General features: G+C 57.0%; 16 protein-coding genes. 12 read left to right on the top strand and 4 right to left on the bottom strand.

Features of this window, described 5'->3' with window-relative positions:
• The first annotated feature begins 48 nt into the window (after window positions 1-48).
• The 7 genes from deoC (at window position 49) to DSL70_RS07385 (ending at window position 6368) form a co-directional block, all read left to right on the top strand.
• The gene (deoC, locus tag DSL70_RS07415) at window positions 49-807 is read left to right on the top strand and encodes a deoxyribose-phosphate aldolase (protein WP_119307222.1); all 759 of its coding nucleotides are present in this window, start codon (window positions 49-51) and stop codon (window positions 805-807) included.
• A complete protein-coding gene (gene deoA, locus DSL70_RS07410; RefSeq protein ID WP_119307221.1) occupies window positions 807-2117 on the top strand; it encodes a thymidine phosphorylase in 1311 nt (436 codons plus the stop codon). Before deoC ends, deoA begins: the two co-directional genes overlap by 1 nt.
• 85 nt (window positions 2118-2202) lie before the next feature.
• A complete protein-coding gene (locus tag DSL70_RS07405) occupies window positions 2203-3441 on the top strand; it encodes a phosphopentomutase (RefSeq protein ID WP_119307220.1) in 1239 nt (412 codons plus the stop codon).
• 15 nt (window positions 3442-3456) lie between these two features.
• Window positions 3457-3804 (top strand): hypothetical protein, encoded by a 348-nt coding sequence (locus tag DSL70_RS07400; RefSeq protein WP_162916433.1) that lies wholly within the window; start codon window positions 3457-3459, stop codon window positions 3802-3804.
• Between the two features lie 12 nt (window positions 3805-3816).
• Window positions 3817-4836 carry an adenosine deaminase gene (gene add / locus DSL70_RS07395; protein ID WP_119307218.1) on the top strand — a complete coding sequence of 340 codons (1020 nt, stop codon included), beginning with the start codon at window positions 3817-3819 and terminating at the stop codon, window positions 4834-4836.
• 177 nt (window positions 4837-5013) lie between these two features.
• Window positions 5014-5643: a uracil phosphoribosyltransferase gene (upp, locus tag DSL70_RS07390; RefSeq protein WP_119307217.1), complete on the top strand. Its 630-nt coding sequence runs from the start codon at window positions 5014-5016 to the stop codon at window positions 5641-5643.
• Between the two features lie 167 nt (window positions 5644-5810).
• Window positions 5811-6368, top strand: coding sequence for a retropepsin-like aspartic protease family protein (locus DSL70_RS07385; RefSeq protein WP_119307216.1), 558 nt, complete (start codon window positions 5811-5813; stop codon window positions 6366-6368).
• A 36-nt stretch (window positions 6369-6404) separates the two neighbouring features.
• On the opposite strand, the gene DSL70_RS07380 is transcribed toward DSL70_RS07385, so the two are convergent.
• The gene (locus DSL70_RS07380; protein ID WP_119307215.1) at window positions 6405-7019 is read right to left on the bottom strand and encodes an HAD family hydrolase; all 615 of its coding nucleotides are present in this window, start codon (window positions 7017-7019) and stop codon (window positions 6405-6407) included.
• 218 nt (window positions 7020-7237) lie between these two features.
• On the opposite strand from DSL70_RS07380, the gene DSL70_RS07375 reads away from it, so the two are divergent.
• Window positions 7238-8299: a phosphate/phosphite/phosphonate ABC transporter substrate-binding protein gene (locus DSL70_RS07375; protein WP_162916432.1), complete on the top strand. Its 1062-nt coding sequence runs from the start codon at window positions 7238-7240 to the stop codon at window positions 8297-8299.
• A 24-nt stretch (window positions 8300-8323) separates the two neighbouring features.
• Here the strand turns inward: DSL70_RS07375 and DSL70_RS07370 are convergent, their stop codons facing one another.
• From DSL70_RS07370 to DSL70_RS07360, 3 genes are all read right to left on the bottom strand, one after another.
• A complete protein-coding gene (locus DSL70_RS07370) occupies window positions 8324-8875 on the bottom strand; it encodes a TadE/TadG family type IV pilus assembly protein (protein WP_119307213.1) in 552 nt (183 codons plus the stop codon).
• Window positions 8876-8941: 66 nt separating this feature from the next.
• Window positions 8942-9517: a TadE/TadG family type IV pilus assembly protein gene (locus DSL70_RS07365; protein ID WP_119307212.1), complete on the bottom strand. Its 576-nt coding sequence runs from the start codon at window positions 9515-9517 to the stop codon at window positions 8942-8944.
• 276 nt (window positions 9518-9793) lie between these two features.
• Complete coding sequence (locus tag DSL70_RS07360) at window positions 9794-10273, bottom strand: pilus assembly protein N-terminal domain-containing protein (RefSeq protein ID WP_119307211.1); 480 nt, start codon at window positions 10271-10273, stop codon at window positions 9794-9796.
• Window positions 10274-10748: 475 nt separating this feature from the next.
• Here DSL70_RS07360 and DSL70_RS07355 point away from each other — a divergent pair, with 475 nt between their 5' ends.
• From DSL70_RS07355 to DSL70_RS07340, 4 genes are all read left to right on the top strand, one after another.
• The gene (locus DSL70_RS07355) at window positions 10749-10925 is read left to right on the top strand and encodes a Flp family type IVb pilin (protein ID WP_119307210.1); all 177 of its coding nucleotides are present in this window, start codon (window positions 10749-10751) and stop codon (window positions 10923-10925) included.
• A gap of 215 nt (window positions 10926-11140) precedes the next feature.
• On the top strand, window positions 11141-11665 hold the full coding sequence (locus DSL70_RS07350; RefSeq protein ID WP_162916431.1) for an A24 family peptidase: 525 nt from the start codon (window positions 11141-11143) through the stop codon (window positions 11663-11665).
• A 297-nt stretch (window positions 11666-11962) separates the two neighbouring features.
• The gene (gene cpaB / locus DSL70_RS07345; RefSeq protein ID WP_162916430.1) at window positions 11963-12736 is read left to right on the top strand and encodes a Flp pilus assembly protein CpaB; all 774 of its coding nucleotides are present in this window, start codon (window positions 11963-11965) and stop codon (window positions 12734-12736) included.
• Window positions 12733-14211 (top strand): type II and III secretion system protein family protein, encoded by a 1479-nt coding sequence (locus tag DSL70_RS07340; RefSeq protein ID WP_119307207.1) that lies wholly within the window; start codon window positions 12733-12735, stop codon window positions 14209-14211. Before cpaB ends, DSL70_RS07340 begins: the two co-directional genes overlap by 4 nt.
• The last annotated feature ends 3 nt before the right edge of the window (window positions 14212-14214 follow it).

The following is a 14214-nucleotide window of genomic DNA, read 5'->3' as shown; positions in this document are numbered from 1 at the left end:
CCTTCTGTGGCTGCTTTTTCGGGTATTCTTCAAAAAAAGAGAAAAACAATGGACAACAAGAATCTGGCACAAAAAGCCATCTCTCTGCTCGATCTGACTGACCTTACCGATACCTGTGATGATGCCGCCATCGAGGCGCTGTGCAAACGCGCCCGGACCTTTTATGGCAACACGGCCGCCGTTTGCGTCTGGCCGCGCTTTGTTGCCAAGGCAAGGGAATGCCTCAAGGGCACCACGATCCGCGTTGCCACGGTGGTCAATTTCCCTCATGGTGGTGAAGACCTTTTCGTCACCCTTGCAGAAACCGAACTGGCGCTTGCCGATGGAGCCGATGAGATCGATCTGGTCATCCCCTATCATGCCTTCATGGAGGGGCGGCGCGGCTTTGCCGAGACGATGGTGGAGAGGGTAAGGGCGGCAGTTCCTGCTCCGACGAAACTCAAAACCATTCTCGAAACCGGCGAATTGAAGGACCCTGCGCTGATCCGCGCGGCAGCCGACATGGCGATTGACGCCGGGGCGGATTTCATCAAGACCTCGACCGGCAAGGTTGCCGTCAATGCCACACCGGAGGCGGCGGAAATCATGATGGAAGCCATTGCCGAGAGTGGTAAAGCGGTTGGCTTCAAGCCTGCCGGTGGTGTAAGAACGCTGGACGATGCCGGGACCTATCTGGCAATCGCCGCAAAATACATGGGCTCGGATTGGGCGACGCCTGAAACCTTCCGCTTTGGCGCATCGGGCGTGCTCGACGCGCTGCTGGCGGAAATAAAGGGCGAAACCGCAAAGGCCGGAGAGGGTTACTGATGCTGCCACAGGAAATCATTCGCAAGAAACGCGACGGCGGCACCCTGAGTGCCGAGGAAATCCAGTTCTTCGTCAAGGGCATCACCGATGGATCGGTAACCGAGGGGCAGATCTCGGCGCTGGCCATGGCCGTCTTCTTTCGCGGCATGGAACTGGATGAACGGGTTGCCCTGACGCTGGCCATGCGCGATTCCGGCTCGGTGCTGGACTGGTCTGAGCTCAATGGCCCGGTCGTCGACAAGCACTCGACCGGCGGTGTCGGCGACAATACCTCGCTGATGCTGGCCCCGGCGCTGGCGGCCTGCGGGGCATTTGTACCGATGATCTCGGGGCGTGGCCTTGGCCACACCGGCGGCACACTCGACAAGTTCGATTCCATTCCCGGCTACATCACCCAGCCAGACAACGCCCTGTTCCGCAAGGTGACAAGGGAGGTCGGTTGCGCCGTCATCGGCCAGACAGCAGACCTTGCCCCGGCCGACAAGCGCTTCTATGGCATCCGCGATGTTACCGCGACTGTGGAGAGCATCCATCTCATCACCGCCTCGATCCTGTCCAAAAAGCTGGCCGCCGGCCTGCAGGGGCTGGTGCTCGACGTCAAGTCCGGCTCGGGTGCCTTCATGCCAACCCATCAGGAAAGCATCGAACTGGCCAAAAGCCTTGTGACCGTCGCCAATGGGGCGGGTGTGAAGACCGCAGCCCTCATCACCGACATGAACGAGCCGCTCGCCACGGCGGCGGGCAACGCCATCGAAATGAAAAACGCGGTGCAGTTTCTGACCGGCGACGCCATCGATCCGCGCAACTGGGAGATCACCGTTGCGCTGTGCGCTGAAATGCTGCTGATCGGCGGCGTCGTTGCAAGCCGTGACGAGGGAACCGAAAAGATCGAGGATGCCTTCCGGTCAGGAAGGGCGGCCGAGAAATTCGCTGAAATGGTTGCCGCTCTGGGTGGCCCCACCGATTGCATCGAGAATATGGAAGACTACCTCAAGCTGGCCCCGATGGTGGTCGATATCTATGCTGAAAAGGCGGGTCTGGTTGAGGCCATTGACACCCGCGAGGTCGGCATCGCCGTTGTCGAACTGGGCGGTGGCCGCATCCGGGCAGCAGATCCAATTGATCATTCCGTCGGCTTTGACGGGCTGGCCGGGCTTGGTCAGCCGGTGGACAGCAACACGCCGATCGCCCGTGTTTATGCCAACAGTGACGATCAGGTCACCAGGGCAACCGCCCGTATCAGGGCCGCCTATCGCATCGGCGAGGCGGGCACCCAGAGCAGGACCATCTATGACATCATCGATCAGTGATCGATTGACCAATCGTCTGGGTCGAGCGGCAGGGACCAGACCTGTTGCTCCCTTGCAGACAATTTTCAGATAAAGGGGGTGCCCCATGGCACGCGCATTTCTACTCGTTCTTGACTCCTTCGGCATCGGCAATGCGCCGGACGCCGACAAGTTTGGCAAGCCGACATCAGACAAGGGCTCGGACACGCTGGGCCATATCGCGGCTGCCTGTGCAGCGGGCAAGGGCGACAAGGGAGGCCTCAGATCAGGGCCACTCAAACTGCCGAACATGGATCGTCTGGGGCTGGGGCTGATCGCCGAAAAGGCAACCGGCAACCGCCCGGCCAATCTTGCCTATGCGGGCGAACCGGAAGGCCTCTGCGCCAATGCGGTGGAAGTCTCGATCGGCAAGGACACGCCTTCGGGCCACTGGGAGATTGCCGGGGTGCCGGTGCCGTTCGACTGGGGTTATTTCCCCGATACCCAGCCAACCTTCCCGCCGGAAATGACAAAGGCCTTCCTGGAGAAAACCGGTCTGCCGGGCATTCTTGGTGACAAGCACGCCTCTGGCACGGTGATCATCAATGAACTGGGGGAGGAGAGCATCCGCACCGGCATGCCGATCTGCTACACCAGTGCGGATTCTGTCTATCAGATTGCCGCTCATGAAGAGCATTTCGGGCTGGATCGCCTCTACGAGATTTGCGAGATCGCCTTCGATCTGGTCGCCCCCTACAACATCGGCCGTGTCATCGCCCGTCCATTCATTGGCGAAACCCCCGCCGATTTCGAACGCACCGGCAACCGCCACGACTATTCCGTTTTGCCGCCGGAGCCGACCCTGCTGGATCGTGCCAAGGATGCCGGTCGGCAGGTGCTGGCCGTTGGCAAGATCTCCGATATCTTCGCCGCTCAGGGCGTGACGAAAAAGATCAAGGCAACTGGTAACCCGGCCATCTTCGATGAAACGCTGAAGGCTATTGGCGAGGCAAAGGATGGCGATCTTGTCTTCTCGAATCTCGTCGATTTTGATATGCATTTCGGCCATCGGCGCGATGTGCCGGGCTATGCTGCGGCGCTTGAATATTTCGACGCCCGCCTCCCTGAACTGGAAGCCGTGCTAAAGCCCGGTGATCTGGTGATCCTCACCGCTGACCATGGCTGCGATCCCACCTGGCAGGGCACCGACCACACCCGCGAGCAGGTGCCCGTTCTGATGTTCGGGCCCGGCATCAAGGGGCGATACGCCGGTCAGCGCCTGACCTTTGCCGACATTGGCGAGACGGTCGCCGATCACCTCGGCCTTGCGCCCGGAAAACATGGAACCTCCTTTCTCAAGGACTGACCGAAGAAACGGAGTATGACCAGACTTATGCAATTATCCTATCGTGCCGTGGTCTTCCTTGCGCTTCTTGCCGCCACGCAGGCTCATGCGGGCGGCGAACCAGGCGGGCCTAAGGCAGGCGCCATGGATCGCAAGCCGCTTTTGCCAGCGGCAGCCAACTGCCCGGACGATCCGCAACAGGCCGCAAGAGACCTTTGGCCGATGGCTGCAACCTTCGGGCCGCGCATGACCCGCCTGAGGGGCAAGCACGCCTGCGGCCAGTGGCTCCAATGCGACCGCGGTTTCCCGGCCAGAGGCTGGCGCTGCCAATGGCAGGCTGACCATCGAAATGCCCCGAAGAGCAACGCGCCTCAAGGCAATTGAACAAGAAAAGCAATGCAGAACACCAATCCCGCAGCTTCCGGCCAGAGCCTTCTGAAGGCCGAACTTCATGTCCACATCGAAGGGGCGGCTCACCCCGAACTGGTGCACCGTCTGGCCGAACGCCATGGCAAGAATCTCGATGCCTTCATGCGCGATGACGGCACCTATATCTGGTCCGATTTCACCAATTTCCTCGAATGCTACGACAAGGTGGCTGCGGTCATCTGCACGCCGGAAGACTATGCCGATCTGACTGAGGACTATCTCCTGCGCAATGCTGAAGAGGGCTGCATCTATACCGAGTTTTTCCTCTCGCCCGATCATGTCGCACTGATGGGCATGAGCTACGACAATCTGCTTGAGGGCATTTCGGAAGGCTATGAGCGGGCAAAGGCCAAGAGCAGTGCGCAGGGCTTCCCCCTTGAGGCTCGCTTCATCGTCACCTGTCTGCGCCACATGGGGCCTGAAGCCGCCATCGACGTGGCAAGGCGCGTGGCAGCCCGGCCGCATCCGTTGGTTACCGGTTTCGGCATGGGCGGCGACGAACGCCTCTACAGCCAGCGGGCGTTTGCCCCGGCCTTCAGGATTGCCCACGACGCCGGGCTTGCCTGCACAACCCATGCCGGAGAGTTCGGCAATCCGTTGAGCGTGATTGATGCGCTGGATCATCTGCCGGTGACCCGCATTGGCCATGGCGTGCGTTCGGTCGAGGATCCGGATCTTGTCCGCCGGCTGGTCGATGAGGCCATCGTGCTGGAAGTCTGCCCCCATTCCAACGTGGCGCTCGGCCTCTATCCGACCCTTGCCGAGCATCCGCTGCCAATCTTGATCGAGGCCGGTGTGCTGACGACCCTGTCGTCGGATGATCCGCCCTTCTTCTCCACTTCGGTCGGCAAGGAATACGACGCGATGGCGGCAACGAACGGCTGGGACCGGGAAACCATGAAAGGCTTTACCCGTCGGTCGCTGGAAGCGGCCTTTCTGGACGAGGCAACAAGAGCGCAGCTGCTGGACCGTCTTGACCGCAGCTGACCGGGTCGCCCACCCGCAGGGCATGGCCCGCGAGCCCAGCCCCAAAAGGTGGATCTGTTAGGATTATGCCCAGAAACCGGTTCATCAATCCGCATGCTTTTGGCCCTTTGCTTGCCCTCTGCGCGCTGCTTGGGCTAAAAGAGGCGAAATTGCACCATAGAACAAAGGAATCGGGCCATGCAGCAGGTAACAGTCGTCGATCATCCGCTTGTCCAGCACAAGCTCACCATCATGCGCGACAAGGACACGTCCACCGCGTCATTTCGTCAGTTGCTGCGGGAGATTTCCCATCTGTTGTGCTATGAAGCAACGCGCGAACTGGAAATGACCAGCAAGCTGATCGAAACGCCCCTCATGGAAATGAGAGCGCCGACCCTTGCTGGCAAGAAACTGGTGTTTGCCTCGATCCTGCGCGCAGGCAACGGCCTGCTGGAAGGGATGCTTGATCTGGTGCCGTCCGCCCGCGTGGCTCATGTCGGCCTCTATCGCGACCCGGTGACCTTCGAGGCCGTCGAATATTACTTCAAGGCTCCGGACGATCTGGAAGATCGTCTGGTCATTGCTGTCGACCCGATGCTGGCCACCGCCAATTCGGCCGTTCTGGCCATCAACAAGCTCAAGGAACGCGGCGCTCAGAATATCCGCTTCGTTTCCCTTTTGGCCGCACCGGAAGGCATCAAGGCCTTCACGACCGCCCATCCTGACGTGCCGGTGATCACCGCTGCCATCGACAAGAAGCTGAACGAGAAGAACTACATCCTGCCAGGTCTCGGCGATGCCGGCGACCGCATGTATGGCACGAAGTAGCTACCGCTGGGGTTTTGCCCCGGTTCTGAGACGACGATAGCAAGGCCTGTCTTCAGGCCTTGTTTACCATTGGTGCTGAAAAAAGCGTGCACGGGCCCTCTTCTTAACCGGAGGTAGGGCAATCGGCGGCATCAATGATGAGGTCTGGACAACCGGAGACCTGATGCATGGCACGCCTCATTCTCATCGCTCTGGCGGCTGTCGTCGCCTTCACCATGCTGCCCGGCATGGCAACCGATTGGCTCGTCGCCCGCGGCTATATGGTGCGCAGCAATGAAGGAACCCTGCTCAGCGCTCAATCCACCGAAGGCAACACCCGGACTGCCACTCCAACCCATGCCAACTACAACGGCGTGCGCCGTGCCGTGCTGAAATCCGGTCCCGGCGGGCATTTCTTCGCCAAGGCCCATATCAACAACAAGGTCGTCAGGGCAGTGATCGACACCGGCGCTACCATGGTGGCACTGACCTATGAGGACGCAAAAAGGCTGGGCCTGCGGCTGGACAGACAGGATTTCCGGTTTGGTGTCCAGACAGCCAACGGCACAGTCCGGTATGCCCGCACGCGCATCCGCTCCATCCGGATTGATCAGGTCGAGGTGAAGAATCTGGATGTCATAGTGGCCCCGAAAGGAGCCCTTGGCATGACCCTCATCGGCATGGGCTTTCTTGGCAAGCTCAAGACCTTCCGCATGGAGCGCGGGCGCCTCGTGCTGGAAAGCTGAGACGCCCGGCATGGCTCAGATCCTGTGATCGTGCGGTCAGATTGCGAAGCCGTGGGCCCGGAGGTCTTCGGCAAGCCCGAACGGGCTCTTGAAGTGATGGGCAAACATTCCCACCGCGCGTGCGGCTTCCACATTGGGCAGACTGTCATCAATGAACAGACAATCGGACGCCTCGAGAGTGTTGCGTTCCAGCAGGCACTGGAAAATGGCAGCATCCGGCTTGACGATCTTTTCATCCGCTGAGACCACGATATCGCGGAACTGCTTGAGGGTGGGGAACCGCTCCTGACATTCCCGGAAGGTGTCAGCGGCGAAATTCGTGATCGCGTAGATCGGCACATTCATTTCCTGTAGCCGTTCCTTGATCAGCACGGTGCCTGCGATGACACCGGGCACCATGTCGTGCCAGCGACTGCGATAGGCCCGGATTTCCTTTTCATAGTTGGGATGCGCCTTGACGAGCATTTCGATGGCTTCTGCCCAATCACGGCCAAGATCCTGTTGCAGGTTCCAGTCATGCAAGCCTGTTTCTTCCGTAAAGCGGTCAATCTCTTCCTTGCTGGCGAAATAGGACTCATAAAGAAAATGCATGTCCCAACGGATGAGTACATTGCCGATATCGAAAACAACAATCGATGGATTTTTTGTCATGAGGGGCTCGCTATTCGATCAGGTGTAATATAGCCAAGGTTATTGATTTGATCCGGGTGGCGTAACATCCCAAGATGTCCATTATATGATTCGCACAATCCTTTGCTGGGGGATACCAAATTTATATGTTCAAGGCGGTTTCTGGCTGTTTGGTCGCACATGGCGTAAGTGGCGCATATCAGCGGCTTTCTGGCAAATTGACGAAGGCACTTCTGGCGATGCTTCTGACTGCTGGAGCAGGGCTTGTCCCCTCTGGTGGCCTGCTGGCTCAGGAAGGGGTGGAACGTCATGCGCTCGAAGCGCTGGATGATGCGACAAGGAGTGCCCTGCCATCGCAGTTTCCTGCAACCGATGCGACCCCGCCGCCCGATAGCGGCTCAATCATCGACCGGACGGCACCGGACCCGGCCAACACGATCGAGCTTCTCGACAACAAGCCACCCCTGCGCATCGGCCTTGTTGCCGAACGCGGTGCCAGCTATCTGCAGGCGCAGATCGAGCCCTTCAGATCCTATATGCAGGATAGCCTGTCGCGACCGGTGGAAGTCATTGCCTTCAACTCGATGACCACCCTGATGGCCGCCCATATCAGCCATCAGGTCGACTACTCGATCTATCCTGCCAGCATTTTCTCCATGGCCTATGCTTCCTGCGGCTGCCTGACCCCCATGGTGGCCCCTGTTTCGCGAGAAGCGCCTGATGGCGTCTACATGGTGCTTGTGGTGCGCGGGGCAAGCGGCATCAAGAGTCTGGCCGATCTCTCCGGCCGGTCCATGGCACTTTCCTCAAAGAATGGGGCAATACCCTTCTACATGGCGATGAATGAGCTGAAGAAGTCCGGCCTCAACCCCGAGCGGGATCTGGCGTCGCTGGTCGGCAGGGATAATCCGGGCGATGCTCTGGCCCTGTTGGAGGATGGCACGGTGGACGCCGCGCTGGTCTGGTCGACCACCCCCTACAACCAATCCCTGTTCACCAGCGACGGGGCCATTTCAGCCTATGTCCAAAGCCACAATCAGAGCCGCAATGACCGCAGGGACGAGGCCACGAACCCGGATTTTCTCTCGATCTGGCATTCACCTGCCATCCCGGCAGGCCCCCATGTCATTCATAATGAGGTCTCAAAGCAGGATCGGGCGGAGCTGATCAATGCTCTCAAGGACATGAACAAGCTTGATCCTGCCGCCTACGACGCGGTTGAGCGGCGTTATGATGGTGGGTTCAGAAGCGTGGAGTTGAAGGATTACGAGCCGTTGATCGAGATTGCCACCAAACGCTGAGTCATACTGAACCTGCAGTAGACCCTATCTGCAGCTCACGGCATCGGCATTGCGGGGGGCAAAGATTGCGGTATCCCGGAAGGTCATGTCCATGAGGCCACCACTGCTGCCATACAGGCTGGAATTCTTGGTAAAGGCCTCATAGTCCACTTCGCTGGCAGTCATGACGTAGAAGGTGTTGGCGATCTTGAGGCCATCGGGCAGGGAGGACGGATCGATCACGGCGGTGCCGAAGGAACACTCAAGATTCACCCGACCCGCACCGTCGATCCGAACCCCGATCAGTCCGATACGGTGCGTAAACCCGTCATAGGGGAACAGTATTCGGTCGGCGATGTCTCCAAATGTATCCCAGTCCGATGCGGTGATATTGTCATCCTGAGCTGCCAGATTGGCTATGGTAGAGGCCAGATGGGAGGATTTCCGTTTGGTCAGAAGGGCATTGTTCAGTTCCCATGTTCCGAGCAGCAGCACAGCCATCAGCGGCAGAACCAATATGAATTCAATCGAGACTACCCCGTGCTCATCCCGGCGGAAGCGATCGAGATGTGAGCGTAAAGTGGAAAGAAGGGTCATCTTGCTTGCCTGTGTGATACGGAAAACGGGCTCAGGGAGCGGCTCGGACTTTGATATGCGGAGGCCCTATGAATAAGGTTCACTGCGAAAGACCATCACCGCCGATATGACAAACTGTGGCCCATTGGCGGCATCAAGCAAGGCAAACAGGCTGTTGATCGATGACATGGGCAAATAGGCCTTGACGATGACATAGTCGCCGCCAATCCCGGGGTCATATTGTTCTTTTGTCGGGTCGAGGACACCATTGGTGACCGGAGCCTTGGTATCAAGGTTGGAAATATCCGGATCACTGGTCACATCCACCACTATGTCCGCAAGGCATGTCTGTGTGGGAACAATCACGGAATCACAGATCAGGCTCTTGAACTGGTCCTTGGTCATATCGGATGCATCGACTTCCCCGATGCGGATCTGCCGTCCTGCCATCTGGGCGCCGTCCTCGAGCGTGTTCGAGGTGATATAGATATACCCGATACCCAACAAGGCATAGAGAAAGGCGAAAAAGGGAAGTGCCAACATGGCAAATTCAATGGCCGTGGCGCCGCTTGTGTCACGCAGGAAGGGGCTGCGAGGCTTTTGCGAAATGGCGCGCAAAGCCTGCCACTGTCTGCATGATGCGATTGCGGAGAAAGGTTTCATGGTTACTCCCTCTCGTCTCGACCCGGGGTCGAAAAGGACAGGCTGATGGCACCGTGGCAATGGATCTCTGGGAGCAATCGGGCTATCCCTTTAAAGCTCCGCAAAAGAATGACAGAAAAGCCTTTATGAATAATTGGTGAAACTGGTTAATTGCGCCGGATCAGGCCAGGTGAGATAGCTGCCAACCAGATCGGCACAGGCCCATCTTCAAACCGGGCACCAGTCCACGGGCCGAGCTTTGGGCCGATCAGTCCCCAACTATGAATCACGAACGGACTATTTGAGTTCCGGTGAAACCGGCTGCTCCTGAGCCCCCTTGTTGTAAACACTGACTGATTGCGCCAGTTCGTTCAATCTTTCAGCCTTGTCTCCAATCCTGTAGACCGGCTCACAATCGGGATTGCAGTGAAGGGTAACGCGATCTGCTCCCTTATAGACAGTAACCGTGCTTTCCAGTGCCGAGGACACGCTGAGCAATTCATCGGCGATGGGTTCGCCCGCAGAATCCAGAACGATGAGATTGGTCGTTCCATATTGCTTGCCGGTGATGATCAGGGTTTGGCTGTCCTTGATGGTGGCATCCGCAATGGACGGGTTGCCGATGATAACCATGGCGGCGGGCCGCGAAACACGCATGACCTTGGCCCTGTCGAGCTTGACGTCGATCATCGGATAGGACTGTTCTGCCAGAGCGGAATGAACCACTGTAAAAAAGCCGACTGCAAATAATGCATAGACTGCTTTGGCGAATTTCATGTTTCATCTCCATGGGCAGGGTGTCGTGACTTTTCTCAAGGCACCGCATCACTGCAATAGACTGGACAAAAATGGTGAAGGAAGCCTTAAGGGCAGGTTTTTGCAAGCATGGAGCACCGGGGTGGCAAAGTACTGGAGCTATTGCGATCGGTGAATATATAACGAAAATTGACTGTCGTTGGAATGAATTTATGTATTAATATATTGTTATCCATTTATTTCTAAGAAATATTTTATATTTTTGAAATTTATAATAGTCGTTTTGTGAATATATATTATATATTGGATGGAAATTTTGTAGCAGTTTTTTAACCAAAACTTTTAGCTATGTGACTTAAGGGTCATTTTGTCTTTGGATTTAACTTGATGGAAAGACTTGCTGGATAAAAGTGTCATTGTTCGAAGGGTACAACAAGATCGCGAAAAGCGCTGACCCGAGAGCATTGAGCTGTCAAAATGTGGAATTTAGGAGTCCATCATGAAAAAGTTTTCTCACTTTCTTAAAGACGAATCCGGTGCAACCGCTATCGAATACGCTCTTCTCGCTGGCCTGATCGGTGTGGGCATCGTTACTGCAGCAACCACTCTGAAGGGTGAAATCGTTGCCCTGTTTGGCCGTATCGAAGCAGCCCTTAAGGCAGCTGTTGTTTGATTGCGGGTTTCATGGTCTTTCAGGAATGAACGATCTTGCAATGAAAGGCTGTCCTAGAGGCGGCCTTTTTTTTGAATTTTATGAAATAATTCAAAGGTTTGGTAACCTTTCTGAGTGACAATTCGTGTGTCTGGAAGTGGCTTGGAATGGGCCAGCTTGGCTATGAGGAAGGGGCGGTAGAGCCTCATTCGATTGAAAAGGGGAAGGATCGAGATATGATGAACACCTTGTTTGGCTGGGGCCTCATATTGTTTGCTCCCCTTGTGTTTGCCTATGCTGCCAGTTCCGATTTGTTTAGCATGCGCATTTCCAACCGGCTGGCGCTGACCTTTCTTGCCGCATTCCCGCTCTTTGCTTATGGAGCTGGCATGAGCTGGGAAGATGCGGCTGGACATCTGGGCGTTGGTCTTCTGACGTTTGTCATTGTCTATGTGCTCTGGATGTCCAAATGCATCGGTGGCGGCGATGCCAAATTCGCAGCCGTGGCCGCAGTCTGGATGGGGCCGGAATTCATGCTCCTGTTTTTCTCGCTTACCTCGATCTATGGCGCCATCATGGCCATTGCCTTCATCCTGATGCGGTCGCGCTTTCTGCCCGGCTTTATGGTCAAGATGGATTGGGTGATGCGTCTGCATACGGTCAAGCGCATTCCTTATGGCCTTGCTCTCGGCGCGGCTGGACTGCAGATCTATTCCATGTCGGGCTGGATGGATGCCGGAATCAAGCTTGCGGTCTCCTGAACCGGGTTCGGTGTCGGCTTTGGCTTGAGCCGGGCGGGGCGTATCCCGTGATATCATGTCTTCCAAAGATAGGCGCACGTCATCAAGGCGTGCGTTTTGCTGTCTGGCTCTTGCCATGCGGCTAACCAACGCCTGCCCAAAGCGGCATAGCGGGCGCGAGACTGACGTTTTTTGCGAAATTAAGGTCATATTAAGCAAAGACGCTTACCTGTCGTTAACCATAAGTGATGGACACTGGCCACGAGCGCTTTTGCGCCCGTAAACCATTTGATGCCTGAAACGCATGGGAACCAGGACATGAAACTAGCGCGTATTGCTGTCATTGTTGTTGCACTGGTCGCAGGACTGTTCGCTCTGGTTCTGGCCAAATCGCTCGGCACCAAAACAGAGATCGTAGAAGTTCAGCCCGCAGCACCGGCCGAGACAATTGATCTCACCGAAGTGCTGACTGCATCCAGAAATGTGTCACTGGGCGAAAGTTTCACGGCTGATCTGTTCGTCTGGCGCAAATGGCCCAAGGCGAGCACGGCTCCGGGCTATATCACCCGCGATGCCCGGCCCGATGCCGATAGTAAACTGGTTGGCGCCGTTGCGCGTGGGTCCTTTCTGGAAGGTGAGCCGATCAACGAGGGCAAGCTGGCAATTGGCGGCAAGGGCATGATGTCTTCTGTGCTGCCCAAAGGTTATCGCGCAGCCGCTACGCCCATTTCCGCAGCGACCAGCGCCGGGGGGTTCATTCTGCCCAAGGACAAGGTGGACGTGATCCTTACCCAGCAGAGCAACAAGAATGTCTCCTCTGAAACAATTCTGACCAATGTTCGCGTTCTCGCCATCGACCAGACCACCGAGGAAAAAGACGGGGTCAAGGTCGTCGTCGGCGAAACCGCCACTCTGGAGCTTCTGCCCCAGCAGGTGGAAACGCTGACTGCGGCGCAAGCCGAAGGAAGCATCTCGCTGGTGCTGCGCTCGCTGGAGGATGCGGATGACAATACCGAGGTTTCCGACGCCAATAGCGGCACGATCATTCTGGTCCGCTCCGGCACGATGACGAAGAGGACGGTGAAGCAATGATCAGCGTTTCGAAAGACTGGAAAATGGTCGGAACACCTCTCAGATCCTTTGTGCGTTGCGGAAAGCACCTTGCGCGAAGCGCGGTTGCCGGGGCAATTGCAATTGCCTGTCTGACGGCTGTTGCTCTGGTGGCTCCAGGATCCGAGGCCTTTGCCGGCTCTGAGATGAGCATCAAGGCCGCCAGTGCCAACGGGCGCGCCATCGAGGTGGGGCTTAACAAATCCGTCGTCATCGAGACGCCGCGTGATGTCCGCGATGTGCTGGTTTCCAGCCCAACAATCGCTGACGCTGTCGTGCGGACGCCGCGCAGAGTCTATGTGCTGGGCATGCAGATCGGTCAGGCCAACGTCATTCTGTTTGACGGCGATGGCAACCAGATCGCCAGCTTCGATGTCAATGTCGCGCGCGACAATGCCTCTCTTGCCGCTCTTCTTCGCCGCATGATCCCATCCTCCGACATCCGTGTTGACGGGGTTGGCGAGGGCGTGGCCCTGTCTGGTACGGTCGAGAAGCCCGGAGATGCGGAAAGGGCCATGGATCTGGCTGCGAGCTACGTGGGTGATCGCAAGAAAGTCAACAATTACATCTCGGTACAGGCCGGTGAGCAGGTGCAGATCCGTGTGACCGTTGCAGAGGTCGAGCGCTCGGTGGTCAAGCAGTTGGGGATCAACATTGGAGGGTCCTTGCAGCGAGGCATCTTCTCGACATCCGGAACCATCAGCAATCCATTCTCTGTCGCCTTGCAGAATCTTTCGGATAGCTCTCTCAAAATGACCTTGGGGGGGACGTCAAACAATTTTACCGGAACGCTGGAAGCCATGGAGCGAAACGGACTTGTCCGGACATTGGCCGAACCGAACCTCACTGCGATCTCCGGTGAGAAGGCCGACTTTCTGGCCGGTGGTGAATATCCGATTCCTTCGGGATATGAGAACGGTAATATCTCGATTGAATACAAGCCCTATGGCGTTGCCCTTTCCTTCCGGCCCATTGTCATATCGGAAAACCGCATCAGTCTGCAGATCAAGTCCGAGGTCTCCGAAATCTCGTCCGATCAGACCGTCACTCTTGGGTCTGCCGACTATCAGATTACTGTTCCGGGCCTGAGAACCCGCCGGTCCTCGACCACTCTGGAGCTGCCTTCCGGCGGCACAATGGCCATGGCCGGTCTGCTGCGTGACGACGTGCGCAAGAATATCGACGGTTTCCCCTATCTCAAGGACCTGCCTGTTCTTGGTGCCCTGTTCCGTTCACGCGACTACAAACGCAACCAGACGGAACTGGTGTTCTTCGTAACGCCTTACATCGTAAAGCCTGTCGCCAAATCAAAGACGGCGTTGCCTACCCAGAATGTCCAGCCTTCATCGGACATGAATGACATTTTCCTTGGTGCCCTGACCCGTCGTTATGACATGTCGGGCGGCGGTCGACGCGGGATCAAATACAACGGCCGCTTTGGCTACAGCTATGAGTGAGGG

Source organism: Cohaesibacter haloalkalitolerans (genome assembly GCF_003574655.1).
Lineage (GTDB): Bacteria > Pseudomonadota > Alphaproteobacteria > Rhizobiales > Cohaesibacteraceae > Cohaesibacter > Cohaesibacter haloalkalitolerans.
This window is presented reverse-complemented; position numbering and strand designations above follow the sequence as displayed.